Origin of the sequence: Bacillus sp. JJ783 (assembly GCF_036963225.1) — a bacterium.
In the GTDB taxonomy this organism is placed as follows: Bacteria; Bacillota; Bacilli; order Bacillales; family Bacillaceae_G; genus Bacillus_A; species Bacillus_A cereus_U.
The window spans coordinates 199-26,850 of sequence record NZ_JBALMG010000025.1; the positions used below are offsets into that span (position 1 = coordinate 199).

The window sequence follows — 26,652 nt, forward strand, 5'->3', positions numbered from 1 at the left end:
AGAACAAATAGAACAAATAAGTTTTGCTTCTTTGAAAAATGATAACAACTTTATCACCGCCCTCTATTCATCTTGTAAATCCTGTCTTTGCTTCAATCTTAGTCGATATACATAATACATCGGTATAAAACCACATATAAGTAGAATGCTTCCTAATAATAGGCCGTCTTTCCAGCCATAGTTTGGTGTAATAGAAATAAGGTAGGCAATAAACACTACAATAACAGCTAATACTACCAGCCGAATAATAAATGATTTCTGAGGGTTTATTATTGCCCTTTCTTGTTCTACACTAATATTCATTGATAAATAGGCAGATACGATTGATGTTAAAATAAATACCATCCAAAGAGGGTTCTCGCGCATTCTATCAAGTCCCCCCTGAAAAAAGTCATAACCAAGAATGGATAAGATTCCTATGGTCTGAACAATATACGTGATTTTAATATTTTTTAAGTTCCTTAAAATGAGTCTTTCATCTGTAATTTTCTTCATTTAAAATCCTCCCGATCCAACCAAAATATCTCATCTAATTTTGCATTTACGGCATAACAAATTTGTAAACATAACTTTAGTGACGGGTTATATTTACCTTTTTCAATAAGACTTACAGTTTGTCTTGTAATTCCAATAACATCAGCAAGCTGTTGTTGTGTCAAATCTGCTTTTACACGAGCAATTTTCACGTGGTTTTTCATATCATACCTCCACAAACAATTGTAACTTATATGTTACGTTATGTAAAATATAAATTGCATTAATATTTAAAAACAGTTCTGTGTTCTAAGATGTTTTTTAATCCCCAAAAAATACCTTAGCTCTTATAAAATCCATTAAAAATAAATATCCCTTAAGATACTAAATCCAAAGGGATAAAACAGTACAATTTCTTATAACCAGATACGCTTAAACTTTATTTCGAATCCATAGTAATTTTGCAGAGTTTTCTATTGGTCTATATGCAATTTATTGCTTAAAAACTATACAATTTATCTCCTAAAGTTACAAATTATACGAATGACTTCATGTTCTTTCTCTTTATGAGTTGTACATTATCAATAGGGTACACTCTATTGATAATGTACATATGTAATTATGCATATCATTTTTTATTATTTAAATAGTAATAAAATCCGATATATAATTATAATGTTTTAAATGAATTGATAAGGAGATGCGAGTATGAAGAAAGTCATAGGACTTATAGTATCATTATTTTTATTATTTTCTACCTATGCACCAACGTTTACAGAGGCAGCCGAAGTTTTAAATAAAGTAGGCTGGGTGAAGGAGAAAGAGAATTGGTATTATTACGAAAAAGATGGCAGTAAAAGAACAGAAAAAATCACATTAGATGGCATAGAATATGATTTCTTTAAAGATGGTAGGCTATTTGAAGGCAAAAAATTAGTCGGAAATGAATGGATGCATTATAAAGAACCAGGAAAATTACAAACCGGATGGAGTTTTTCTGGAACGTCTTGGAGTTATATACTTGATGGTAAATATGCAACAGGTGTTATTACTTATCAAGGGAAACAATTTGAAATTAATAAGTACGGAGAAATGGAAAAAGGATGGATTACATTACGCTCTAAAATTAAAAGAATGTACCCCAAACCAGAAACAAAATTTTTATTTGAATCGAAACCTGTAAAAGACGGAGATTTATTAGAGGTTATTGGTAAACAAGGTCTTTGGTATCAAGTAAAATACCAAGGAGAAATAGGGTATGTAAGAATTTTTGAGTCTGTAGTCATAGGAGAAAATCCAACACGTTCGTGGGATGTTGTTAAAGAAGGAATGAATCTTTCACTATTTATGACAACAGAATATAAAAAAGATCCCGAAAAATATTTCCCTCCTAACGTTATAAAAAATATTGATAAGAGAATAGATGAAGACATAAAAGTTTTATATGAAAATCTAGATTTTCTAGACAAAATAAAGTCGACTATCTTGTTAGATAGTACGCAAGGATGGGTTCAAAAAGACGGTAACAAGTGGAGTTATTTTCGAAAAGACGGACAACCAGCCAAGGGATTTCAAGTTATAGATGAGAAAAAATATTATTTTGATGATAACGGAATCATGCAAACAGGTTGGATAAAATTACCTACAGGGACGTATTATTTTAGTCCATCAGGTGTGATGCAAACAGGCGCACAATCCATTGATGGAAAAATGTATTATTTCAATGAAGGTGGTTTTTTAAGTTCTGGACTTCGCTTTGTAAATGAAAAGCCGTATTATTTTGATGAATCTCATGAACAAAAAAGCGGTTGGATGAAACTAGAATATGATTGGTATCTGTTACATCCGAATGGTGCATTACAAACAGGGGATTTCAAGTATAAAGACAAGGGCTTCTCTTTTAATAAAGATGGAGAAATGATTAAAGGCTGGGTAACATTAGAGTCTCTTGTAAAAAAAGTATATCCAGAGCCAGATTTAAAATCTGTATTACGAGCAAAGCGTGTAAATACTGGTGAATTAATAGAAGTAACAGGAAAAGTTGGTTCTTGGTATGAAGTGATGTATAAAGGTGAAAAAGGATATGTACGGATTCATGATGCCATTATTTTTGACCAAGAAGCGAAAAGCCCTCTAACTCTGCTAGGAGGCAAACTCAAAATTTTTGAAGGTGTTTTTGATTATATAAAAAGCGATCAAACACTTTTAAATGATACAGTAGATGTATTGCAGAAAATGGAAAATAGCATTACGGATGATGTAAATACTTATAATAATATTGCTGCAGATATTGATAATCGAATTTCTTCTTTAGAAGAGAAAAAAGTTATAGTTATTGATTTTCAAAAGAAAATGAAAGACTTACAACAAAAAGTAAAAAATGATTGGGACCGCTTAACAAAAGAAGAAATGCATCAACTCATTACTATGTTTATTGCTGATGCGGAAAGAGCTGGCATATACGGGGAAGAACGAGCAAATCATTTTTCAGAACAAATACTAAGAAGATCTCATGAAATGGTTCGATTCCAAGAAGAAGTGTTAAAATCAATGACTCAAATGGTTGATTTTAATAACCAAATTTATGCAGTCATTATGGAAGATACACAAAACGTACTAAAGTTCCAGGATCAATTTAATGTGTATTTAAAACAAACTACAGATGCGTTTCATGAATTAGCAGAGAGTCATAAGCGTATTCAGCAAGTATTACACGACAATGGTACATTTGAAGATTTAGGAAACATTGCAACAAGTACGATTCGATTAAAACACTCTATAGATGCGGCGAAACCTGGGATGGAAGAACTTGCACAGGTAACAAGAAAGAATGTTCCAGTCATAGCAAAAGATTTACAAGCATTGCAAGAAAGGGTACCAGGTATCTATAATGATGTAAATACAGGGTTAGATTTTGGGAATGCGTTTATGGATACAGCTTCTAAAGTTGTCCGACATAAGTATAATATCCCTTCTGCAGCAGCTAACATTGGGAATATTAATTTAAATAATGCATTACGTGATTTAGGTGGAGATCCATCTCGTATTTATAATCGCGCGAATGATGGGGACTTATCATTTATTTTAGATATTACACCAGGTATAGGAACAGGAAAAGAAATTGGACAACTTATCAAAGGTGAAGATCTGGTAACAGGTAGAAAATATGGACCAGAAGATTATGGATGGGGCACATTAGCGGTCGTATCTGGCGGTACATCTCGAGTTGTTGGAAAAGTCGTAGGGAAGATTGGCGACCTTGAAAAAAAAGGGAAGGCTCTAGAAGCGGCAGCCAAAAATACAAAGTTCACGAAATATCCTACAGGTTTTGATGAAGTCACTAAATATGTAAAAGAGCATAAAAAATTACCAGATAACTACATTACAAAAGATCAAGCAGAAGCACTAGGTTGGGTGAATAGAGAAGGAAATCTGCATAAAGTAGCTCCTGGTAAAAGTATAGGTGGCGATATTTTTGAAAACAGAAGGAAGCAACTACCCGACGTGCCAGGAAGAACTTGGTATGAAGCAGATGTTAATTATGTTTCAGGTTATCGAGGAAATGATAGAATTGTCTATTCTAGTGATGGACTAATTTATAAAACTTCAGATCATTATAAAACATTTACCGAAATAAAGTAGGAGGAGTTATTATGGAATTTTTAAATTTAGATGGTCGACAGTTTACAAGTGAAGAAGTTTTACACAAAGTATTAAAGGTAAAATTAGATCTCCCTGATTATTATGGAGAAAATGCTGATGCACTTTGGGATTGCTTAACGGCATGGGTTATTCTTCCTTTAACAATAGAGTGGGAGTTTTTTAAGGAAAGTCAAAAAATGTTAGGTCAAGAGGCAGATATAATTTTAGAAACATTTCAAGATGCACAAAACAAAATGCCAGGTAAATTCTATATTGTTGTAAAATAATTAAAAGGGCCTTAGGTAAACATAAAACCGTGGAAATATTTAATTTCTGCGGTTTTTATTGTATCAATTTGATTTTCTTTCATAGTGGCCCCTCATACCTCGAATCGTTGCCGTACCCCTAATTCACTATTGTTAGTTCTGATGCAAAAATAGTGAGATATGAAAAAAGAACGAAAGATTCCTAGCGGAACTGAATTTTATATTGTTGAACCAAAGAAATCATGGTTTTGGACAAACTTTTCATCTTGGAGAGTTTGTCCTTTTTTGATTATATGCATAACTTCTATTCTTGCAATCACCTTTTTAGCTGTTTGCAATGATTTTAATCCAAGCATATTAGGGTGTCGTCCCATGTCCATCAAGCTAATAATTTGAAGTATTCCTTAAGGTTCTGATGAGATGTGGATTCAGTGTTAAAGGTGCAGACAACGGTTTTTCCAATGCACGTAGATATGATTTAGAAGAATTTGTTCTCACCCTAAGCTATGCAATTAGTATGAGGAGAGCTTCTTCTGTTTTAGAGGGCTATTCTACAATGTAAGTGCCGCATGACTTCTGCATAACGATCTTCCATTATCGGGCGCATTTCTAAAAAAAGAATTGCATCTTTATTAAGAATCGAAAACCATGAGTGATTTCAATAGCAGCTGTCTCCATGGGAGGAAAGACCTCGATAACAATGTGTGAAACGAAGACATCAATGTTGTAGTCAGTATATTTAGGTAAAAACAAGTCTAAAGTTCCCTTTTTTCTAGGAATCTCGAGCATTCAACCTACTGATAAAGGGAAACCTAAAGGGCATACTAAGATTATATTTAAAATGGGAGGTTATAAATTTGAGTACAATAGAGAATGCATTATCTATCTTCGCCTTAGGCGGCTTGAATGAAATCGGAAAAAATATGTATGCAATTGAATATTCAAACAATATCGTGATTATCGACTGTGGCAATAAGTTTCCAGATGAAAGTTTATTAGGAATTGATTTGATTATCCCTGATATAGCTTATTTAGTAGAAAATAAAGATAAAGTCAGGGCTTTAATTGTCACACATGGACATGAAGATCATATCGGGGGGATCCCGTTCTTCTTAAAAAAATTGAATGTACCCGTTTATGCCACACGCTTCACACTAGGATTAATTGAAATCAAATTAAAAGAACATAAACTCCTAAGAGAAAGTGAACTTATTGAAATCAACTCAAACTCAAACTTGACAATTGGAGAAATAAGGGTAAGTTTTTTCAAAGTGACCCATAGTATTCCTGATTGCTTGGGAATAGTCTTTCACACACCAGAGGGTAATATTGTACATACAGGGGACTTCAAGTTCGATTTAACCCCTGCGAATAATGAGAATTCGGATATTCATAAAATGGCTGCAATCGGCAAAGAAGGGGTCTTGCTTCTATTATCTGAGAGTACCAATGCAGAGCGTCCTGGTTTGACCCCATCGGAACAAATAGTAGGTGAACATGTGGAAGTAACTTTTATGAAAGCCGAACGCAAAGTTATTCTTTCTACCTTTGCTTCAAATATTAGTCGCGTTCAACAAGTCGTGAATGCAGCACAAAAAACAAATCGAAAAATTGCGTTGCTTGGACGAAGTATGGTTAATGTCATAGCGGTTGCTATGGAACGTGGTTATTTAACAGTTCCAGATGGAATGTTAATTGACCCACATGAAATCAATGAAATGGCTCCTGAAAGGGTGGCCATTTTATGCACGGGGAGTCAAGGAGAACCATTGGCTGCTCTTGCTCGCCTGTCCACAGGAAACTTTCGCGGTGTCGACATTTTACCTGAAGATACGGTTATCTTTGCAGCAGGTCCAATACCCGGGAATGAACGAAATATCACGAGTATCGTAGACAACTTATTTGCCCTTGGAGCCAAAGTGATTTATGGATCAGGAAGTACATCCGGAATGCATGTTTCTGGCCATGGTTATCAAGAAGATTTAAAACTAATGCTTACATTAATGAAACCAAAATATTTTATTCCCATTCACGGTGAATTTAGAATGCTGCACCATCACCGTTTGTTAGGGGAATCCGTTGGAGTAGAGCAAGGAAACACGTTTATCATCAATAATGGGGATGTCGTCGATATTGAACATACCATTGCCCGTCAGACCCGGAAAATACCGGTGGGGAATACCTACATAGACGGGGAGGATGTCGATAATATTGGGGAAATTGTGTTACGAGACCGCAAACAACTTTCAGAGGATGGGATGCTCATGATTATTTTAACTATGAGCAAAGCGGAAGGAACGTTGATTTCTGACCCCGATACCATTTCTCGTGGATTTGTGGATAGAGATTTCTCGGAACTCCGAAGAGACGTTAATCGACTTACTATAAAAACTGTTAACGAGCTACAAGAAGCAAATAGAAACTCATGGAATGTAATGAAAAAACAAATAAAAAAATCAATACGAAAATATGTATATACACATACTAAGAAAAAACCAATGATTGTACCTATACTTATTGAAATTTAATAGGGGGAAGTTTAAAAAAAAATGAATTAATTGATTTTCAACAATTGGGCACAATTCTCTAATAAGAATTGTGCTCTTTCTTTTGTATTGGACCATTTAATGGAATAAGAATCCCAAGCAAAATTTAATATTTGTGAAGGATTGCACTTAAACTAAAGGGCAGGTGTAGAGTGACTATATAGGTATTTAATTTTAAAACTTCAAACACACATAACCCCATGCTGATTTTAGGATGGGGTCAAAATAAAATTGTTTTTTTGATGCAGAATACTTCACTATACTTAAAAATATAACAATAAAGCTGTTTAACTCTAAGAGTTATTCAATAATCGCTCCCAATTGCGGAAAATCAAGATGATGATTTTGATTGCTGCCTTTTGCCTTTTGGACCAACGTACCAGTTATAGAAGAAATTAATAAGGTGCAGCAAGCAAACCTTTTAGAAATGGAATAGAGACTACTAAGCGAATTATAGAGAGAACAAAAAAAGCATCCAGTGGGGTGCTTTTTTTTGTTGGGGGAATAGAAAAGCCCTTACTAACTATATTTTAAATATAATTAATAATTTCGGTACGTGAAGTTTTATGAAATGCCCAGTTAAGAGCTTACATTTAGTAATAGTAGGGAAGAATGGGTAGTTAGAGTTGGAATCAAATGTATTTACCAAAATGAAAATGGAGGTGTGTTATGAAATTTCTTTTTAGGGAATGTAAAAGGCCTTTAAACGCGTTTAGTGCTGCAAATACATACATGGATTGCTTAGTGCAAACTAAAACGTATATACAGCTCCTAATACTAATCTTATTTTGTATTGCTACAGTATATTTACCTTTCCCTTCATTTACGCTTAAGTATATAAATAATATAGATATACTGCTGCAATACATAATTAAAGCACTATATTTTTCGTTTCCTATCACGTTTGTATTTCTACTTATAATGTGGGATCAAAGATATTTATTTTCTAAAAAAATATCTTTCCATCAGCTGAAAATATCTTTCTTCACTGCTTTCATTATTTACATTATAATGTTGTTGTTTTTGTCTGTACTAATATCTTTTACAACATTCAATGGAACATCTAACCCCATTGAAAATGAAGGGATGACCAATATGTTCCTTAAAACGCCTGGTATTGCAATTCAATTAATTGGTGAGAACATTATGTTTGTATCTATATTATTCTTTTGGCACAAAATCATACGTTCCTTCATAATAAGTCCTATTACTTCAATTACAACCTCTTTAATTTTGTCTGGAAGCTCATTTGGACTACTCCATCTTTCTACATATAATTATAATTGGGTGCAATGTTTAACTATCATCGGTATACCAGCTATCGCTCAAATGATTTTCTTTCTAGTATTTAAAAATATTCATATGGGATATATGCTTCACTTCTATTACAATTTAATCATCATACTTTTTAACTACATAGTTTCTAATTAAACTATTTTATAACTAAAAATAAAAGAAAAGGTACCCCTGCTGCAAGGTACCTTTTCCAAGGGGTATAACTCATTACCTAAGCGATCGTTGATCAAAAAACGCTTAGACTCTTACATGAGTTATAATTTTATTATACATTGATTATTACAAAAATATTATTAATGGTGAAATTAACTTTAATTATTTTTAAATTTAAAAGCTGTCACCTTAATAATAAAGTTCTCCAAAAGAGCGTTCATATTTAAACAAACTAGATTAATAGTAATTAAAAGCTTCATACAAACCACACATTAACTCCACTACTAGCACAAACTAGAATTGTATAATTTAAATAGTATTTTTTATAGTAAACATTCAAACATACTAATATTATGTAATATGGAAGTTGCACTACATTAGAAGAAAACAAATAAGGGAGAGAAGATACTATGACGAGATTTGCAAACCACAACGTAGATAACACGATTTTAGAAGAGGATGTAGAGCTTTTAAAAGTTATGGCACACCCAATGCGTTTAAAACTGATCAGTGAGCTTTCTAAACATAAAACACTAAATGTAACCCAAATGACCGAAATTTTAAACATTCCACAATCAACTGTATCCCAACACTTATCTAAAATGAGAGGGAAGGTTTTAAAGGGGAATCGTCAGGGGTTAGAAATTTACTACAGCATTAAAAATCCAAAAGCTGAAGAAATTATGGGATTATTAGGTCCAATACAATAATTATATTTTATACAATAAAATATTAGGTCTACCATTTAAAGATTCACTTATATAGAATACAAAGCCCTCCTTGTTGTGGAGGGCTTTTATCTTTGTTTTCAAACTACAACATTTACATGGTCAGAAATATAATATTAGCTATGTATTTATTATATGCAGGTGTTGGTCTGGAATAAAGTTTAAACAAAATTAGATAATAAATTCTTGTTCATATACAATTGTCGGACCAAGTAATCCCTCTCGAACAATGTATGGGCCATCTAAATTTTCATACTCAATCCTTACTTTATCTTGAAATTCTTCACGCTGAGTAGAAGGAAGAGCCACAAAAATTTCTACTGTATATGTTCCTAGTTTTAAAGGTTTTATTTGCTCTGCTAACGATTTGAAGCTAAAGGTTCCATCTTCAACTATGGTTTCATCCATTAAAATCCGTTCTTCTGATGGATTATATATTCGTAATGAGATTAAAAAATGGTTGTTTTTGTTACAACTGAAATTTTCATTATCTGCTGTTCTCAAGAACTCTTCTTTCGCATGTATTAGTTGGTACTTGTCAATTGATGCTTCAATATACTTTCTCAAAAATTGGTACTTATATATCACATCATAAAAACATTCATTACTTACTTTGTTTATCTCTAAACCAAATTTTCAATGATTGTTTTAAATAAATATGAAGTTTTTAAAAGAAACGTATGTTCGTGTTTGGGTTGATATGATATACTAATAATGTAAATATATTCCGTATTTTTATATCTGAAATTTCAGATATGTGAGAGAATAGGTATTATCATATATAAATGATATAACGATGAATTTATAAAAGAACTAGGGAGGCAGAGAAGATGGCAGTCAGTACATATCAGTTGTTTCAACATCTTAATATAACAGGGGAACAAGAAGAATTAGCGTTACGTTACTTGCAGACGAGAGATGAAGAAGTTTTAAAACATATAGAACAAACGACGATTCGCGAAAATAAGCGTAGTGATTTTGCTTGGCAGTTTGTGAATGATTTTAGGAAAACGTATAAGCAAGATTCAGGTTTTTTTCGGTTATTTTATCATTTACTTGAGGATCAACTGTTGAATGTTCTTCTCGTGCGTTTTTCATATATGAGTTTTCCAGATATAAAGGTTTATTTCGAAAAAAGCGGTCTTTCATTCGATAGACTTGTAGTATTTGCATGTAAGTATTTAACGAATCTTTCGCGTTCTGTAAATGAAGCGGATGTTTTTCTTAGACAATTAATAAAGGAGAATCCGAAGTATATAGAAGAGCAGTTACAAGTTATAACAGGACAGCAAAAATTACTTTTACTTCTCGTTATGTTAGATGCAAATTATGAGAGATTTCCACCTTATCGTTCTTTACTGGAAGATGAATTGCAAGAGCAAGCGGAGTATATATTGAGGTTAAGCGGAGCAGAAGAGAAGATTGAAGCAGCCAAAAGGTACGTTCGAGGCGAGTCTGTTAGTAAGGTATTTGCTGGTGGGTCTTTACCTGATTTTACTTGGCAGCAAATCTTTCGTATATATCCTCATTCGGATGTTGCAAGAAGATATATGGAATTGTTAATGAAATGCTCTGTTAAAAATTTTATGAATTATGCAATTTCATATGTCAGCCATACTCTTGAACAGTCTGGAAATTACAAAAAAACAAAAGGTTTTTATGCACAGTTGTATGAAACAACCCGAGATTTGTGTGAGCAATTCGGTATTTCAGAGGAAAGGTTTTTCGCATATCGCCTTACGCAGCATCAGTTAGGTGTTGTTGATTTTGATCGCGTATATGAATACCAATTGTTGCTTCGTATGGTGGAAGAGCAACCGGAATTTGTGAAGCGTACACTGCAATATGTAAGTCAAAGTCATTACCTTTTTGTATCAATGCTTTTAGCGGAAAAAGGGTACGAGTTACATAGAAACAGAGTACGTGAAGAGTTTTTAACGGTTGTCCTTCAAACGAAATCATCTGACATACGTGGTACGTATCGTAACTATTTATTGAGCAATGTATCATTTGAGGATATGAAGCAACTGTTCGAAAGTTCGAAGTATAGAAATAATTACTGGAGAATGCCTGTTTTAGAAATTGCATTACTTTGGGATATAGAGGAGGCGGCAAAGAGAGAAGCAGCTCTTACGCTTCAACTTGGGAGAAATTACAGCTATCACTATAGTTTATACGAACTTCTGCAGCGGTATGCTGCGATGGAGAACTCACCAGAACAGGTGCTAGAAGATCTGCTTTCCTACGGTTTATCGATAGAGAAGCTCGTTTCTTATTCCATTGAACAAGCTTTCGGGCATAGTGAGAAGCGAGATAAGGCGACGGAGGCACTCGTTCGTTTGTTTGTAAAAGAACGGACATATGTAACGGAGAAATTCGCGGAGTATTCTGCAGATGAACGAATTTTTATTTTGGATGAGTTGGCAAAGGATAACGCCGTTCAGACACGTGATCTTCTCATTCAAAGCCTTGGGGATTCTTCTAAAAAGGTACGTATCGCTGCAGTTGAACTTCTTACAAAAGATACGGAAGCTGCAGAAGATGTAGCAAAGGAATTGAATCATAGAAAGAAAGTTGTACGCGAAAATGTAATGCAAACACTTTTATACTATAAATCTGAAAAATATACAAAGCTTGTACAAGAGGCTTTACAAGAAAAGAAAAATGCTTCTTTGATGGAGAAATTTGCTCCATTGCTTAGCGATGGAGACTTAGAAGGAGCATCAGGAAATATAGAAGCTCTTTGCGCACGTATTTTAACGCTGCAAAAAAGGAATGCACTTGTGCAGTGGCTCGAATTTGAACCACAAATTCGTCTTCGTGATTCCGAAGCAATTGCAGATGCAATGATTCCACTTGCATATTTTCAGCAGTATATATCAGATTCTGTTATTGAGAAGAAGGAAGTAGCAGAAGCGATAGGCGCTACTCTTAACGAACAAGACTTGAAGGAAAATATACAAGCTATCTATCAGCTATGGGTTTCGCAAGGCGCGGAATCGAAGAAACGCGGTATTCTTTCGCTATATGGTATTTATAGTGATGATGAAATGGCGATGCAGCTTAAAAAGCAGATTGATGAGTGGGCACTTGGCATGCGCGGAGCTGTTGCTGCAGCAGCTGTTCAGGCGCTAGCGTTGTCCCCGTCACATATTGGACTTATGTCTATTCATGCGATGTCATTTAAGTATAAACATAAGCAAGTGCGTAATGCTGCGAAAGAAGCGCTGAGCCTCGCTGCTAAAACGCGTGGTATTACAGAAGAAGAGTTAGAAGATCAGCTTGTTCCAGACCTTGGTTTTAATAAACGCGGTGAAAAGACAATTGATTACGGAAGCAGGACGTTTACTGCCTATTTAACTCCTAACTTGAAAATCGAATTAAAGACAGAAGAAGAGAAACGACTGAAGTCGCTTCCGAAACCAAATGCAAAAGATGATGCGGAAAAAGCGGAAAGGGCTAAGGCGGAGTTATCCTCTATAAAGAAACAGCTTCGAAGTATGATTACGATGCAAACGCAGCGTCTTGAAACAGCGCTTTCTCTTAATCGCTATTGGTCACAAAATACATGGCAGTCTCTGTTTGTAGAAAATCCAATCATGCAGCAGTTTGCTATCTCCCTTATTTGGGGTGAGTATAAGGAAGGGAAGTTGCTTGCGATGTTCCGCTATATGGAGGATGGCACGTTCAATACGATTGAGGAAGAAGAGCATGAACTTACGCCAGATACCATTATTGGTTTAATCCATCCGCTAGAATTGTCCGAAGAGGAACGGGAATTATGGAAGGAACAGCTAGATGACTATGAGGTGACTCAGCCATTTCCGCAAATTGACCGTGAAGTATTTCAGGTTGAGGAAAATGAGGAAGTTACTGTGGAGAGGTTTGCTGGTATTGAGATGAATGGTCGTTCGCTGTTTGGTAAGATGACGAAGTACGGCTGGAGCCGTGGATCGGTTCAAGATGCCGGTGTATATTATACATTCTATAAAGAAGATACTCGCGCTGGATTAGGAGCGGAGCTTGCGTTTGAAGGGGCACCGGTTGGGTATGAAGGCGAGGAAGATGTGTGCGTCTTTGAAATTCAATTTTACAAAGCAGGCACGGTGAGCCGTGGTTCATATGACTACGACGAAATTGATCATGAGAGACGTGTTTTACCAAAACAAGTATCTGAACGCTTTTTCAGCGAAATCTTATATGATATAAAACGGGCAACAGAATCGAACCTTGGCCGTGATGAAAACTGGCGCAGTAAGCGATAAGAAAGGAAATGACATATGCAGTCTATTAAACCATTAATGGAAGAATTATATGAAATAGAATTGAATGCGTTAGAAGCGAATGATTCGTTTCCCAAACCACCTAACTGGCGATTGTCACCACGTGCCGTTCGTACGTTTATTATCGGACAAGAAGAACCGCTTCTTTTGGAAGGAAAAGAATTAGAAGTTAGTCGTAAGTTTTATGGGAATGATGCACTTGTGGAACGAGCGATTGTCACATTAGCGGGAAATCGCGGACTTATGTTAATCGGAGAGCCAGGAACAGCAAAGACAATGTTGAGTGAGCTACTTTCTGCTGCGATATGTAGAAATAGTCGCAATACCGTGCAAGGAACAGCTGCTACGATGGAAGATACAATTAAGTACTCGTGGAATTATGCGCTTCTTCTTGCGAAAGGACCTGTAAGAGAAGCGCTTGTGCCAGGGCCGCTTTTCGTTGGTATGGAACAAGGGATATTAACTAGATTTGAAGAATTGACGCGATGCCCGCAGGAAGTGCAAGATTCATTAATCAGCGTTCTGAGCGATAAGGTGCTGAATATTCCGGAGTTTGGAGAACAAGGAATTCTTACAGCAAATCCAGGGTTCAATATTATCGCGACGGCTAACACACGCGATCGCGGTGTGAATGAGATGAGTAGTGCATTGAAGCGTCGTTTTAATTTTGAAACCGTACATCCAATTAAGGATGTAAAACTAGAAGCAAAAATAATAGAGTCACAAGTAACGCGTCTATTAGGAGCGTCGGGTATCACGCCAGAAGTGGATGAGACGGTTGTTCAACTGTTAGCGACTGTTTTTCATGAATTACGAGAAGGTGTAACCGCTGAAGGGAAACGAATTGATCAACCTTCTTCTGTAATGAGTACTGCAGAAGCCGTATCTGTATATTATCAAAGTGCAATGGATGCGTACTATTATGGAAGCGGACAAGTGAAAATGGATGCGCTTGTTCGGTATTTATCGGGCACAATTGCGAAAGAAAACAAGGATGATTTAGAAAAGCTGCGCAGTTATTTTACAAGCATCGTTAGGGCGCGAGGTCAAGTAGGAGGAGAGGTATGGAAGTCGTTTTTCGAAGCTCGCAATCAGCTGAAGTAAATGCATTGTTTCAAAGAGCTTACAATTTAGATCACAACGTCGTATACGTGCCGATTCGCCATCATAGTCCTGCGTGCTCTTTTCATGTACAAAAGATCGTTTCATTATATAAACCGGATGCAATTCTTATAGAAGGACCGATAGATTGCAACCCTCTTATTCCGCATATTGTGAGTGCAGAAAGTGAGACCCCGATTTGTATATATTGCAGTTATGATGATAAAGCGGATGTGCTTGAAAGAGGAGAAAGTGGAAAGTACCGTGCGTATTATCCCTTTCTCGACTATTCACCGGAACTTGTCGCGCTGCGGGAAGGAGCTGCACAGAGCATTCCTGTTTCATTTATTGATCTTCCTTATAAAGAATATTTGTTTTTAGCGAAAAATGAGGAAGAGAATGGGAAGTATGACGAACAATACTTTCGGCATAGTCAATATGTCCGTAGGCTTTCGGAAAAAACTGGGTGTCGAAGTTTCCATGAGTTTTGGGAGAAATACTTTGAGTTGCAAGGCTTTCATATGACAAGTGAGGAGTTTGTCCGTCAGTTATTTCATTATTGTTATTATACGCGCGCGGATTACACGCAGGAGATGCTGACAGAAGACGGTTGCGAAGCCAGGGAGATACACATGGCCAAGGAAATTGAAAAAGCTCGTAAAGTGTATGATAAGGTGCTTGTTATTACCGGAGGCTTTCATGTGAAAGGGCTTCTTGAATTGGAAGGAAAACAGAAAAAACTGTCCAAAAGTCCATTGTCTAAAACATATGCCAAAAACTATCTTATACCGTATTCCTTTTTAGAAAGCGATCAGACGCGTGGCTATGAAAGCGGTATACCTGCACCTGCTTTCTACCAACATATTTGGGAGAACAGGGATGAAGCGGTAGCTGAGCAATTTATGATACGAATTGCTAGGCAGATAAAGGCAGAAGGTATATCAATAGCAGATGAGATTGAGGCTGCGCGAATGATACGTGAACTTGCGCTGCTTCGCGGAAAGATGCAACCGGGATTGTATGAGCTGATGGATGCAGTCCGTAGTGCATTTGTGAAAGGTGAGATATCCTCGACAGATAAGTCTTTAACGCTGCTTCAGACGAGTTTGCAAGGGACAAAGCGAGGTAAATTGTCAAAAGAAGCGGATGTACCGCCGCTCGTACATGATTTTCGTGCTTCTGTTCGTTCGCTTCGTCTTCCAGCGCGTTCTACTGTACCACATGAGACGATTCTTGACATATATAAGAAAGAACGACACCAGCGTTTAAGTCAATTCTTTCATTGCCTCACTTTTTTAGGAGTTCCATTTTGTGAGAAGTTGCGCGGTCCTAATCTTGCGAGAAAGCAGAACATCAATCTTATGCGCGAAACTTGGAAATATCGTTTTTCAGCACAAGTGGAAAGTGCTCTTATTGATTTATCTGTGTATGGCGGAACGGTGAGGGAAGCCGCACAGGAAATGCTAAGAGCAAAGCTGTACAAGGCAAAGGGACGGGCTGGAGAGGAGGCACTTTTATTGCTAGAAGCCTACCTAAGTGGTTTGTTTTCCGACTTTTCTATATACACCCAATTTATAGATGAAGCTGTGCAAGAGGATGGAGACTTTGCTTCAATGGCAGATTGTGCTTACTATTTATCACAAATAGAAAAAGCAAATCAGCAAGCGGATCATGCTAGACATAAAGCGCTTTCGTTATTTTCTGTTTTAGATGGAGGCGAACCAGCAATTATTGCGGAAAAGCTTATCGATTTGTATACAATGCAGCCTGCAGATCAGCAATTTATTGAAGCGTTGGAGCTTTATTTGCAAAAGGAAAAACGAGAAAGCCAAGTAGAGGGAGCAGTATTTGGGCTGTTAACTTCCTTAGCGAAGCGGACGGTAGATGAGGTCATGCAAGTGGCAGAAGGATATTTTTATGGAAGTGGCGATATGCAGAAGCAAGCTCCGATATTTTTGAATGGTTTATTTGCTGGCGCAAAAGATATCTTTTTATATAACGAGTCACTGCTTGACGGGATGTCTCATGTTCTAGAAGTACTTGATGAAGAGACATTTTTACAAGTGTTGCCGCATTTGCGCCTCTTGTTCAGCCAATTCACGCCGCTTGAGGTGGATACGATTGCTAGACAGGTGGCCGGGTTATATGGTGCGACAGAAGAAGTGATAAAAGAAGAAGCAATTTCAGAAGATGTGCTCGCGTATGCAATGCAATTAGATCGGAAAGCACGGGAGATTTTAAAGAGACGGGGGCTAGAAGATGGAGAATAACATTTCTTTAAATCGCTGGCGTCTTGTCCTTGGAAAATATGCGGATGACCAAATCACATTTCAGGAAGAAAACCATGCATACAGGGAAATGGATGAGGTGCTGGAGTTTTTATACGAACGGGAACGCGGAGAGGAACGTGGTGGGTCGCTGGGTCCTTCTCAGTTAACAGTGCCTACTTGGGTTTCGAAAGTGCGGGAGTTATTTCCGCAAGAAACAATTGAAATTATGGAAAATCATGCGCTGGAAAGGTATGAATTAACGGCTCTATTACAAGATAAACAAACGCTTGAAAAAATGGAGCCGAATATGAATTTATTAAAATGCATTTTGCAATTTAAGGATTATGTAAAGCCGGATGTATTAGACACAGCTAAACGTATTGTAGCGAAAGTCGCTGAGGAGTTACGCCGTAATTTAGAGCAAGAAGTGAAGCATGCTTTAAGCGGTAGACAGGATCGGAATCGCTCTAGCCGCGTGCGCACGATGCGTAACTTTGACTTTAAGAAAACGATTCGAAAGAACTTAAAGCATTTTGACAAGGAAACGAACACCATTCATATTGAAAAACCATACTTTTATGCTGCGACAAAGCATGTTAGCCCATGGCGTGTGATCCTTGCAGTAGACGAGAGCGGAAGTATGATTGATTCTGTTATTCATAGTGCAGTTATGGCAGGCATTTTTGCAAGTTTACCGACGATTAAGACAGATCTGTTCATCTTTGATACAGCTGTTGTTGATTTAACGGATCGTATTGACGACTCGGTGGAAACGCTTATGAGTGTACAGCTTGGGGGAGGTACATATATTGCTCAGGCGCTGCGCTACGCAACGAATAAAATCGAGATGCCTCATAAAACAATTGTCGTGCTTGTAACGGATTTATATGAAGGTGGCAGTTACGCTGAAATGTACCGAGAAGCGATGAAGATTGTAGAATCAGGAGCAAAACTGATTGTGCTTACTTCTCTTGATCCGACTGCACAGCCTTTTTATGATAAACAGGCAGCTAAAAAAATGGCGGCGCTCGGTGCTCATGTAGCCGCGTTAACACCAGGGAGGTTGGCACAGTGGATCGCAACAATCATTTCTTAAATGTTCTTTCCTCTATTGATGAAACATATTTAATTGCCATGTCCAACAAAGGAACATATAAGAGAGCAATGAAGGATTTGGCTGCTGCAACAAATATCAAAATGGACGTAGAAGAGGGTGCAGCGCAAATACATCTTGATGATGAAACTACTGTAACGTTTACGGGAGATATACGCAGTTACTCCTGCACTTGTGAAGCACGCTCGATTTGTAAGCATGTCATTATGGCTTTATTAGAAGCAAAGAAGATGTACGAAGGTGAAGAGAACATAAAAGTTGATTTCTCTGCCCTTTTGAATGTGGAAGTTCACAATATTGTCTCCGAAAAAATGTGGGCTGAAATGATGTTCCGCGAAACATTTCAGCAAAAGTTTGTTTTGGAAGAAGAGGGTGCTTTAATTGCCTCCTTTCCAGAAGAGGATATAACGGTTCGCTTTCTGACAGCTGAATCGGTAGCTGATGCGATTTGTACATGTAAAGCAGAGGGAATATGCCGGCATAAGGCGGAAGCGATATATTGGTATCAAAAAGAGAGAGGAATTTCGCATGAAACGAAACAGATGCAGCCTCTTATTATTGCGCCGGATAAGCTATCTATTTTCAAAGAGATGATTGAGCAAATTGTTCACTTTGGATTAACACGTCTTACCGAAAATACAATCTATGAAATAGAACAACTTTCTGTAAAAGCGCGTTCTTTGAAACTAGCAAAGTTGGAAAATTTATTTCGTAAGCTCGGGGCCGATATTAGGCTATACCGGATGAAACATGCATCTTTTCAAATGGCATCCTATCGGCAAACGCTGTCCGCGATTTATGAATACATTGTGTTGTTAGAACGTCACCGTCTGCAAGAGAGTCCGTTTCGTTCGGAATATTATGAAGTTCCACCGCTTACTTTGCATGCCTTTGGCGCATCCGGCTGGCAAACGAAGTCCGGTTATGTTGGTGTGACATATTATTTCTATAATCGAGAACAGGAAAAGTGGATCACATACACACAGTCACGCCCCATGTTTTATGAAGGGAGCAACACAACTTCTGAAGAGCTCCATGAAAAGCAAGTTCCATGGGGAATTGCAGGGAAAGGATACGAATTGTCTCGTTCATCTTTCGGGTTAAAGCAGGCAAAACTTAACGCCGATTTTCAACTGTCATCTAGCTCACAGACGGTAGGGGAAGTGGAAGGAAAAACAAATGTGGCAGAGTGGCAATCTCTCTTTTTAACCTCATGGGAAGACTTACTAAAAAAAGTAAAAGAGAACAGGTTAGAGCCAAATAAACAGGGAGTCTTTTGTATCGAAGTTGCTGAAATAGGAGATTGGCTGTTTCAGAAGCAAGAACAAAAATGGATCGTATCTCTTATCGATAAGAATGGTAAAACATTGCAAATGCAAATGATGAAACGACCAGAAAACGAGCGGATGATTCGACTTGTAAAAATATATTTGGACTCGCTATATGTAAAGAAAATGTTAGTCCACCCTTATCAAGAAGGAACAAAGCTCGTTGTTACACCTGTTATTTTATATACAGAAACAGGAGAGGTTATAAATATTACACTCAATGAAGGGGAAACGTTTTATGATAGAGTTAGTACGCATAATCGATGAATTAGAACAAGTTCTAGATGAGATGCTTATTTCAGGAGCGGGGGCTATACCACTTTCTTTGTTCCATGATATAAAACGAGAATGCGAAAAGTACGGACTAACTTATGCTGCCGCGCAGCTGCTTGTCATAGAGGAAGAACGAAACAAAGCCCGCTTTCTTCATAAAGAAGAAACAGGAAAGCTGACAGAAGCGTTTTGTAAGTTGCAGGAATATATTCAAGTTGTAAAGGCTGAAATGCTGCATTTATAAAGATGTGATCGGATAGGAATTTAATTTATCCCGTATTAACGGGCAATAAGATTCCCACCTCAAGATTTAGAGAGGCGCGAGGAAGATAGGTAGGAGAGGAACTGTCCGTAAAAGCCCGAATGGTTCAACTAATAATGAGTGGGGAATGAAGAATCCCCCACTCATTACAGTTTCGCTTTATTCATCATCATAGTAGCAGTGGCGGACAAGTAGTCGGAATACCCAAGCCTAGACACCAATTGAACTTTGAAGCTTTTAAATATTTTCTTGAATGCTATTTTAACGTAAGTGCGGATTATGATGAATTGGATAAAATTATTCACGATTTTAACTCATTGGAAAATATGGAGTATCGTAAAAAACTTCTTGCAGAGTTAAAGCTAATTTTGCACATAGAAGATTGGGGTATTGTTCACGGACTCGTTAAAAAATATGGTAAGAGAAAGATGAATGAAGAAGAACTGAAATTGCTAATTCAGAGTGTTTTGGATCATTTTGAACTTAATTAAAGATATTATAGAATGACTGCAGTTTGGTAATGGGTTTTATGCAGCAAGTACATTCACTGAGTTTTTAAATAAATTACATGATTAATAGATTTAAAATAAACATACTAAGACTAGTCAAGTAGTTTTATAAAAAATCATTAGAAGTACTGAATTTGATACTTACTTAAAAATAACACTTTTGGAACAGTTTCATCATTCATTTAGATATTAATAGAATTATATATAATGTCAATATTGTTAAAATATGCTATTATTCCTTGTGTAAAAGTAATTCATATAAGAGGAAAAAATTGAAAGGTAGGATTAAAATGATTAGTGGCTTAAAAAAAGCGGCCTTATCTTCATTAAAAGACAGATGGGGATTGGGGGTATTGTCATCGTTTCTTTATCATGTCATTTCCAGGACTGGTATGCTTATTATAGGATTTCCACTGTTGTTACTGGGTATCTTATTAAGTGAAACAATGAATTCTAGTTATTCGATTACAGGAGATGAAAAGTTAAATGCAGTAGGTGCTTTTTCTTATTTACTTGTTTTCGCTGTTCTATTTATTTGTTTAATAGCTGTACAAGGCATTATGAATTATGGGTATCTTAAAGTTACATTGCGTTTAGCGAAAAAAGAATCTACTACAATTGGTGAGTTATTTGAAGGATTTCGAAAAAGTAATGTGTTTAGATCTATAAAGGTGACTTTTTTAATGACTGTATACACACTTTTATGGAGTGTATTATTAATTGTACCAGGTATTATAAAATTTATCTCTTATTCTATGGCTTACTATATTTTGTTAGATCATCCAGAATATACGGCGAGTGAAGCAATTAAAAAGAGCCAAGAACTGATGAAAGGACATAAATTAGATTTATTCCTACTATCGTTAAGTTTTATCGGATGGTTTATTTTAGGCGTTATCATCGGATTTTTCACATTTGGTATCCCGTTTCTTTGGATCTATCCATACTACATTACAACAGTATCGCATTTCTACTTGAATATGGTGAATAGAGATACTGTTATGGAGGAAAAAACAGTTATCTAGAAGGAGAATATAGTTTGTTTTATATTGCTACACGAGGATAGAATAATTTACGAAGAAACTTTGATGGTAAAGAATTAGTAGATTTGTGGCAGCTAAATGAAGACCAGGGAGTTGACGATCGAAGTATTGATTATAATTTATATAAGGATAATATAATGATTCATTATACATTTAATAGTCACCTCTTTATTTTATAACTTCCTAAAGTATTAATATGTAATATTGCCTGTACATGAAGCTTATCCGTTTCATGTATAGACAATATTTTTATAAGGCAGATATTATTTGTTTTTGTGTGTGAGCGTAGTGGCTGGGGTGAAGCGAAGCTAGGGGTAAGAGGAAGGAGAATTCTTTCGGAGAATTCATTAAAATAGAGATAGATGTACGAAGAAGAAGTAATACAGTTTAATATTAGTTTCGGTGAACCGTATCATAAGTAAATGAGGTCAAATTTTCTCCTTCATCGCAGTAGGTACAGCCCAATGAAAACATTTAAAAATCAAGAATATAGGTAAGTAGATTAACATTAATCCAGCCGTAACACCCTCTATACTTTGGTAAGTTTTAATAAATACAAAGAATCCAAGAGTATTGAATCTCGATTCTAGTATGTATAAGTTAGAGAGCATAAACCATATATTAGCTTTTACAAAGAACAAAGTGATTAATAGTACGTTTCTAAACCTCGCGTGATAACAGTGGATAAGAACCCTGTCTATCCTATAGCAATTCAATCGTTGAAAGAAGAAAAACATATCCCTGAAGGCATAAAGCTAAGACAAGTTAGATATCTCAATAATACAGTGAAGCAAGATCATCGTTTTATCAAGAAACGTGTGCGCCTTATGTTGGGGCTTAAGTCATTTAAAACTGCACTTTCTATATTGAGAGGTGTTGAAGCCATACATATGATAAAAAGGGACAGGTTAATTTACGGAGCCAGTCTGTCCAAAATCAAAAAGAGTTCATCCACCATGCGTTTGGACTTATAGCATAAAATACAATTCCGCTAAAAATATATGTGCTATATTCTCTTTTATTTTATCTTTGCACCAGAACCTTAATTTTCAGCGAATCCCCTCTTCATTAATCGCTTTAATTTATTTTCTGTATCTGTTTCCTCTACTGGTGTGTAGATACTGCACCGTAAATCCATATCACCTTGAACTTGAAGAGAAGTTAAATTAAACAACATTTTTCCTGCTTTAGCATGTCTGAATTCAAGTATCATATCTGGTGCCTTACTCACTTGACTTTCTTGCCATAAATCCTGAAATTCTGAATGTGAATGACTCATTTCTTTAATAAACTGGCTGTACCATTCATCATCTAAATAGCGTCCATAATAGGTACGGAAAATAGCAAGAAAACCTTTCACAAAATGTTCCCAATTGATGGCCAATGCTTTTAATTCTTTTCTAGTGAACACTAAACGAATCAAATTTCTATGATCATTCGGTATTTGTTCAAAATCTAAAAAAACATAAGCGGCTGCAGGATTCCAGCCCACAATATGGCAATGCCGATCCGTAATGATAGTCGGACAATATGTTAATTCAGCTAGTATTCGTATTAAAGAAGGGCTAAGCTTTGATTGATTCTTTTTTTGACTTGTAATTTCCGAATTTGTTTCTAATGCCAGGTCATATAAGTAGTCTGTTTCATCATTATTTAATTGCAAAGCTTTAGAAATACAATCAAGTACGATTGTAGAAACCTTTATATCCCTTCCTTGCTCTAGCCATGTATACCAAGTGGTGCTTACACCTGCTAATTGTGCAACTTCCTCTCTTCGTAACCCAGGTGTTCTTCTCCGGGTTCCGACAGGCAAACCAATAGACTCTGGAGTAATTTGGGCGCGCTTAGCTTTTAAGAATGTCGACAGAGCTTCAAGTCTAGTTTTATTATTCATTTTTAAAACTCCTTATCAATTTAACCTAGTAGTAGTTATACTAGGATAAATCCCCCCTTGTAATAGGATAAAATGACTGTAAAATACAAGTATATTATTGATTGGAGGGAATGCAAAGTGGAAAGAGTTGTGATTTCTGGTATGGGAGTAGTTTCTCCTATAGGAAACGACATCAAAACATTTTGGAACAATCTAATTAAAGGGGAATCTGGTATAGTCAATATTGATAGTTTTGATGTTACTAATCATAAAACAAAAATTGCAGGTATCGTCCAAGATTTTAATGCAGATGAAGTTTTAGGAAAGAAAGAAGCAAGACGTTTAGATCGTTTTTCTCAATTTGCTTTGGCTGCAGCTGAACAAGCTTGGTCAGATTCTAAGTTAGATCTTGATCGTATAGATGTAGAAAGGTTAGGCGTATACGTAGGTTCAGGTATCGGAGGGATTGAAACCTTGATTGAAAATGTTGATGCGCTTAGGCAGAAGGGGCCAAGAAGAGTCAGCCCAACTCTAGTACCTGCCATAATGTCTAATGCTGCTGCAGCCCAAATTAGTATCAAGTGGAATGCGATGGGACCTTCTATGTCACCTGTTTCTGCTTGTGCAATTGGAAATACAGCTATCGGAGAAGCCTTTAGACTAATTCGTTCTGGAGAAGCTGACGTTATATTTGCGGGTGGAACAGAGTCAGCTATAACAGACTTATCAATAGCAAGCTTTGGTAACGCTACAGCATTATCAACAAGAAACGATAATCCCACTAAAGCTAGTCGTCCATTTGATGAAAATCGAGATGGATTTGTCATGTCAGAAGGAGCTGGAATTCTAATCTTAGAATCTTTATCTCATGCTTTACGTAGAGAGGCAAAGATTTATGCAGAAGTCATTGGATATGGCGCAAGTTCAGACGCACACCATATCGTAGCTACACATCCGGAAGGTAAAGGTGCCTATCTTGCAATGAGATCAGCTTTAAAAAATGCCAATATATCACCTGAAGAAGTTGATGTTATTAGTGCTCATGCGACAAGTACAAAAGTGGGGGACATCTCTGAAACGGTGGCTATTAAGCAGCTATTTGGAAAACAAGCTTATCAGATTCCAGTAACAGCTAATAAATCTATGTTTGGTCATTTGTTAGGAGCAGCTGGCGCAGTTGAAGCAATTGCTTTAGCAATGAGCATAAAGGAAGAGATAGTTCCTCCAACAATTAATTTAGAAAATCCTGATCCATTATGTGATCTAGATTACGTACCGTCTGTTGCTCGCCAAATGAAAATAAATACAGGCCTATCTAATTCATTTGGTTTCGGAGGTCATAATGCAGCTATTGTTTTAAAGAAATACGAGTGAATAAACTTTCTCTCGTAAATTTAACCGTTTCCTCTAGAAACGGTTAGATTTATCTAATTAAATGGCACGGTTACAGAACTAAAAAATCCTGCATATCCAAAAAGGACTTTTAATCTAACTTTATTTTAAATCTACAACATGATAAATTTCCATTTAACTTTAGCCTATGTATAGGAGGAGTTTTTCACCCTAACTAAGTTGGTATTTTTACTTAGTGCGGATTTATTAACATGACATAGTGAACTACTCGCCACTTAGCAAAGCTTGAAGTGGGAGCTTCTCAGTTCCACGACGAAAGTAACCTTTCGTCTCCCTGAGCGTTACTTCGGGATGTTCCACCCCTAGATGTCCAACGCTTGGACGCCCTTTTGGTACGGTTGATATTTTACGCAGGGACCGAATGGCTTAGTTTTCGCACTCTATTTTCTTCCTGCAACCTCATATATCAAGTTATGAAAGAGCTTCATATAGCTAGTTTATCAAAAGTTTTTGGCTGTGCCAAACCGAAATTCATCTCCCACCTACCGTTGGGCTACGCCCTTCACACGCTTGGGGAAGGAGAATTCTTACGGGGAATTCGTTAAAATTTTTAATGAAGTTAAATAAGATAGTAACTCTTGCAATACCTATTCTATTATTAGTAGGTTGTGGGGGAGGCGATAAATATTCTACTCCTAAGACTGAGCAAACTAGCAAAGCAATAATGAAAACAGTACTGAAAACAGTACTGTCCGATAAACAGTATCCCTATTATATTTGCGAACAAATAGTAGAGTTTCAATTCAAGAAGGATGAACTATTAGTAAACATAGGAGAAGCTTCAAAGGACAAGACGAAAGCAAAAGATGTTTTAAAAACATCAAACGAGATAGATAAGATTTTAGACAATATGGAACACATGAAAGTTCCTGATAAATACAAAGACATTCACAAATCCATACTAGATGGGGTAACAGAGTCAAGAGAAGCAACGAAGTTAATGAGAGACGCTGGTAAAGAGGATGAACTTAAGATTCAAGAAGCCGCAATAAGAGGTTCTCAATTTTTATCAGGTGCAGACGGAGAACATTGGAAAAAAGCAATTTATGAGTTACTACAGGAAAACAAAGATGCTTACAGTAAAGCACTTGATAAGAAAGTAGAGGAACACTCAAAGTAATACAATAACTTGTAACATTCGCTTTACCAATCATGTTATTAGCAGGTTGTACAATTGCTGAATGGGGAATTGCTTCAACTTTATGGTTTAATACAGACCACTTAGAGTTAGAAAATGAATTATCTACAGAAGAATTAAAAGCATTACTTATCAATAGTAAAATTTAATACATAATAAGAAAAGCCGACTCAATTAAGAGTCGGTACTTTTTTATTACAGCTAATTTATAAATTTACTAAAAAAAATTCATTTACTTGAATATTATTATTTTGAGGTATTTACTTTTCTTAGCATAATTGGCATGTAGTGTAACTGTTCTTTTGTTCGAATAGGTTGGACATTAATGAGATGTGCTTTTTTGTTCATGGATTTTACACCTCTTTATTTACTGTGCTTTGAATGTGAAGTAATATTCAAAAGTTAACATTCGTATTTATAATAAATAAAAAGCACTTTTTAATGTTTTAAAAGTGCTTTTAACTTGATGTTGATGTGACGGAACCTTAAGTATGTTAGAAATTAAAAAAAGTCGCTCAATAATGTTAAAGGGACTTTGCTCACACAAATGAGCTGCATATCAATTCATCTATGATATACAGATCATTTGTATGATAATTATTATAAATAATTGCGGAATAATGAACTTATATTACTGCTTTTAAAAGTTCTGTTACTAATGGAAGTACTCCACCTAAGAATGATAAAACTGCCATTGCGATTGTCATATTATTTCCTCCTCTTTTTTGTATTACGATGTGGTGGATCTTTATACCTTTATCATAGTAAGCGATTACATTTATAGCGATACATTTCTATATGTAATATTGCATATTTATACGTTTAGACAAAAATTATACCTCTATTAGTCATTCCTTTATGGTACCATAGCAAAGTGAGGGTCTTTAAGGGTTCTCCTTAATAGGAGGAAACGATTTGGAAAGAGTGCAAGCGAGTATTG

The 26,652-nt window shown here is 36.2% G+C and carries 20 protein-coding genes and 4 pseudogenes; 17 read left to right on the forward strand and 7 right to left on the reverse strand.

The window, feature by feature from the left end; genetic code table 11:
• Positions 1-63: 63 nt before the first annotated feature.
• Positions 64-495 (reverse strand): hypothetical protein, encoded by a 432-nt coding sequence (locus tag V7038_RS05720; protein ID WP_075313811.1) that lies wholly within the window; start codon positions 493-495, stop codon positions 64-66.
• Positions 492-698: a helix-turn-helix transcriptional regulator gene (locus tag V7038_RS05725; protein ID WP_242230143.1), complete on the reverse strand. Its 207-nt coding sequence runs from the start codon at positions 696-698 to the stop codon at positions 492-494. Before V7038_RS05725 ends, V7038_RS05720 begins: the two co-directional genes overlap by 4 nt.
• Positions 699-1,182: 484 nt before the next feature.
• On the opposite strand from V7038_RS05725, the gene V7038_RS05730 reads away from it, so the two are divergent.
• Both V7038_RS05730 and V7038_RS05735 read left to right on the forward strand, forming a co-directional pair.
• Positions 1,183-4,116 carry a ribonuclease domain-containing protein gene (locus tag V7038_RS05730; RefSeq protein ID WP_335469438.1) on the forward strand — a complete coding sequence of 978 codons (2,934 nt, stop codon included), beginning with the start codon at positions 1,183-1,185 and terminating at the stop codon, positions 4,114-4,116.
• Positions 4,117-4,127: 11 nt separating this feature from the next.
• A complete protein-coding gene (locus V7038_RS05735) occupies positions 4,128-4,403 on the forward strand; it encodes a barstar family protein (RefSeq protein WP_070140251.1) in 276 nt (91 codons plus the stop codon).
• Between the two features lie 197 nt (positions 4,404-4,600).
• On the opposite strand, the pseudogene V7038_RS05740 reads toward V7038_RS05735, so the two are convergent.
• Positions 4,601-4,741, reverse strand: a pseudogene (locus V7038_RS05740) (IS6 family transposase); the annotation flags it as partial.
• Positions 4,742-5,239: 498 nt separating this feature from the next.
• On the opposite strand from V7038_RS05740, the gene V7038_RS05745 reads away from it, so the two are divergent.
• From V7038_RS05745 to V7038_RS05755, 3 genes are all read left to right on the forward strand, one after another.
• On the forward strand, positions 5,240-6,910 hold the full coding sequence (locus V7038_RS05745) for a ribonuclease J (protein WP_335469440.1): 1,671 nt from the start codon (positions 5,240-5,242) through the stop codon (positions 6,908-6,910).
• Between the two features lie 687 nt (positions 6,911-7,597).
• The gene (locus V7038_RS05750; protein ID WP_335469442.1) at positions 7,598-8,359 is read left to right on the forward strand and encodes a hypothetical protein; all 762 of its coding nucleotides are present in this window, start codon (positions 7,598-7,600) and stop codon (positions 8,357-8,359) included.
• A gap of 428 nt (positions 8,360-8,787) precedes the next feature.
• Positions 8,788-9,087: an ArsR/SmtB family transcription factor gene (locus V7038_RS05755; protein WP_002161875.1), complete on the forward strand. Its 300-nt coding sequence runs from the start codon at positions 8,788-8,790 to the stop codon at positions 9,085-9,087.
• Positions 9,088-9,276: 189 nt separating this feature from the next.
• Here the strand turns inward: V7038_RS05755 and V7038_RS05760 are convergent, their stop codons facing one another.
• Entirely contained in the window at positions 9,277-9,672 is a 396-nt protein-coding gene (locus V7038_RS05760; RefSeq protein WP_229163531.1) for a hypothetical protein, read from the reverse strand.
• Between the two features lie 263 nt (positions 9,673-9,935).
• On the opposite strand from V7038_RS05760, the gene V7038_RS05765 reads away from it, so the two are divergent.
• From V7038_RS05765 to V7038_RS05800, 8 genes are all read left to right on the forward strand, one after another.
• A complete protein-coding gene (locus V7038_RS05765; RefSeq protein ID WP_335469446.1) occupies positions 9,936-13,370 on the forward strand; it encodes a DUF4132 domain-containing protein in 3,435 nt (1,144 codons plus the stop codon).
• Between the two features lie 15 nt (positions 13,371-13,385).
• A complete protein-coding gene (locus V7038_RS05770) occupies positions 13,386-14,492 on the forward strand; it encodes an ATP-binding protein (protein WP_335469448.1) in 1,107 nt (368 codons plus the stop codon).
• Positions 14,453-16,759 carry a DUF5682 family protein gene (locus tag V7038_RS05775; RefSeq protein ID WP_335469450.1) on the forward strand — a complete coding sequence of 769 codons (2,307 nt, stop codon included), beginning with the start codon at positions 14,453-14,455 and terminating at the stop codon, positions 16,757-16,759. Before V7038_RS05770 ends, V7038_RS05775 begins: the two co-directional genes overlap by 40 nt.
• A complete protein-coding gene (locus V7038_RS05780) occupies positions 16,749-17,855 on the forward strand; it encodes a VWA domain-containing protein (RefSeq protein WP_335469452.1) in 1,107 nt (368 codons plus the stop codon). The genes V7038_RS05775 and V7038_RS05780 overlap by 11 nt, the downstream gene beginning before the upstream one ends.
• Positions 17,831-19,468: an SWIM zinc finger family protein gene (locus V7038_RS05785; protein WP_335469454.1), complete on the forward strand. Its 1,638-nt coding sequence runs from the start codon at positions 17,831-17,833 to the stop codon at positions 19,466-19,468. The genes V7038_RS05780 and V7038_RS05785 overlap by 25 nt, the downstream gene beginning before the upstream one ends.
• Positions 19,440-19,718, forward strand: a complete 279-nt coding sequence (locus V7038_RS05790) for a hypothetical protein (protein WP_002161882.1) — start codon at positions 19,440-19,442, stop codon at positions 19,716-19,718. The genes V7038_RS05785 and V7038_RS05790 overlap by 29 nt, the downstream gene beginning before the upstream one ends.
• A 305-nt stretch (positions 19,719-20,023) precedes the next feature.
• The gene (locus tag V7038_RS05795; RefSeq protein WP_002161883.1) at positions 20,024-20,227 is read left to right on the forward strand and encodes a hypothetical protein; all 204 of its coding nucleotides are present in this window, start codon (positions 20,024-20,026) and stop codon (positions 20,225-20,227) included.
• 308 nt (positions 20,228-20,535) lie between these two features.
• Positions 20,536-21,270 (forward strand): DUF975 family protein, encoded by a 735-nt coding sequence (locus tag V7038_RS05800; RefSeq protein WP_002161885.1) that lies wholly within the window; start codon positions 20,536-20,538, stop codon positions 21,268-21,270.
• Between the two features lie 102 nt (positions 21,271-21,372).
• On the opposite strand, the pseudogene V7038_RS05805 reads toward V7038_RS05800, so the two are convergent.
• Positions 21,373-21,441, reverse strand: a pseudogene (locus tag V7038_RS05805) (collagen-like protein); the annotation flags it as partial.
• Between the two features lie 275 nt (positions 21,442-21,716).
• A pseudogene (locus V7038_RS05810) lies at positions 21,717-21,953 on the reverse strand (ABC transporter permease subunit); the annotation flags it as partial.
• On the opposite strand from V7038_RS05810, the pseudogene V7038_RS05815 reads away from it, so the two are divergent.
• A pseudogene (locus tag V7038_RS05815) lies at positions 21,942-22,267 on the forward strand (DDE-type integrase/transposase/recombinase); the annotation flags it as partial. The pseudogenes V7038_RS05810 and V7038_RS05815 sit on opposite strands and share 12 nt — an antisense overlap.
• A gap of 63 nt (positions 22,268-22,330) precedes the next feature.
• On the opposite strand, the gene V7038_RS05820 reads toward V7038_RS05815, so the two are convergent.
• Positions 22,331-23,182, reverse strand: a complete 852-nt coding sequence (locus V7038_RS05820) for a helix-turn-helix transcriptional regulator (RefSeq protein WP_335469457.1) — start codon at positions 23,180-23,182, stop codon at positions 22,331-22,333.
• 117 nt (positions 23,183-23,299) lie between these two features.
• Between V7038_RS05820 and fabF the strand changes: the two genes are divergently transcribed.
• From fabF to V7038_RS05835, 3 genes are all read left to right on the forward strand, one after another.
• Positions 23,300-24,535 (forward strand): beta-ketoacyl-ACP synthase II, encoded by a 1,236-nt coding sequence (gene fabF / locus V7038_RS05825; protein WP_335469459.1) that lies wholly within the window; start codon positions 23,300-23,302, stop codon positions 24,533-24,535.
• Between the two features lie 592 nt (positions 24,536-25,127).
• A complete protein-coding gene (locus tag V7038_RS05830; protein ID WP_335469461.1) occupies positions 25,128-25,694 on the forward strand; it encodes a hypothetical protein in 567 nt (188 codons plus the stop codon).
• A 32-nt stretch (positions 25,695-25,726) separates the two neighbouring features.
• Positions 25,727-25,861, forward strand: coding sequence for a hypothetical protein (locus V7038_RS05835; protein WP_267864934.1), 135 nt, complete (start codon positions 25,727-25,729; stop codon positions 25,859-25,861).
• Positions 25,862-26,652 lie beyond the last annotated feature (791 nt).

Bases quoted from the DNA above. Each gene is read 5' to 3' on its own strand.
- V7038_RS05720 (WP_075313811.1), bottom strand. From the start codon at position 495: ATGAAGAAAATTACAGATGAAAGACTCATTTTAAGGAACTTAAAAAAT.
- V7038_RS05725 (WP_242230143.1), bottom strand. From the start codon at position 698: ATGAAAAACCACGTGAAAATTGCTCGTGTAAAAGCAGATTTGACACAA.
- V7038_RS05730 (WP_335469438.1), top strand. From the start codon at position 1,183: ATGAAGAAAGTCATAGGACTTATAGTATCATTATTTTTATTATTTTCT.
- V7038_RS05735 (WP_070140251.1), top strand. From the start codon at position 4,128: ATGGAATTTTTAAATTTAGATGGTCGACAGTTTACAAGTGAAGAAGTT.
- V7038_RS05750 (WP_335469442.1), top strand. From the start codon at position 7,598: ATGAAATTTCTTTTTAGGGAATGTAAAAGGCCTTTAAACGCGTTTAGT.
- V7038_RS05755 (WP_002161875.1), top strand. From the start codon at position 8,788: ATGACGAGATTTGCAAACCACAACGTAGATAACACGATTTTAGAAGAG.
- V7038_RS05765 (WP_335469446.1), top strand. From the start codon at position 9,936: ATGGCAGTCAGTACATATCAGTTGTTTCAACATCTTAATATAACAGGG.
- V7038_RS05770 (WP_335469448.1), top strand. From the start codon at position 13,386: ATGCAGTCTATTAAACCATTAATGGAAGAATTATATGAAATAGAATTG.
- V7038_RS05775 (WP_335469450.1), top strand. From the start codon at position 14,453: ATGGAAGTCGTTTTTCGAAGCTCGCAATCAGCTGAAGTAAATGCATTG.
- V7038_RS05780 (WP_335469452.1), top strand. From the start codon at position 16,749: ATGGAGAATAACATTTCTTTAAATCGCTGGCGTCTTGTCCTTGGAAAA.
- V7038_RS05790 (WP_002161882.1), top strand. From the start codon at position 19,440: ATGATAGAGTTAGTACGCATAATCGATGAATTAGAACAAGTTCTAGAT.
- V7038_RS05800 (WP_002161885.1), top strand. From the start codon at position 20,536: ATGATTAGTGGCTTAAAAAAAGCGGCCTTATCTTCATTAAAAGACAGA.
- V7038_RS05820 (WP_335469457.1), bottom strand. From the start codon at position 23,182: ATGAATAATAAAACTAGACTTGAAGCTCTGTCGACATTCTTAAAAGCT.
- V7038_RS05830 (WP_335469461.1), top strand. From the start codon at position 25,128: ATGAAGTTAAATAAGATAGTAACTCTTGCAATACCTATTCTATTATTA.
- V7038_RS05835 (WP_267864934.1), top strand. From the start codon at position 25,727: ATGTTATTAGCAGGTTGTACAATTGCTGAATGGGGAATTGCTTCAACT.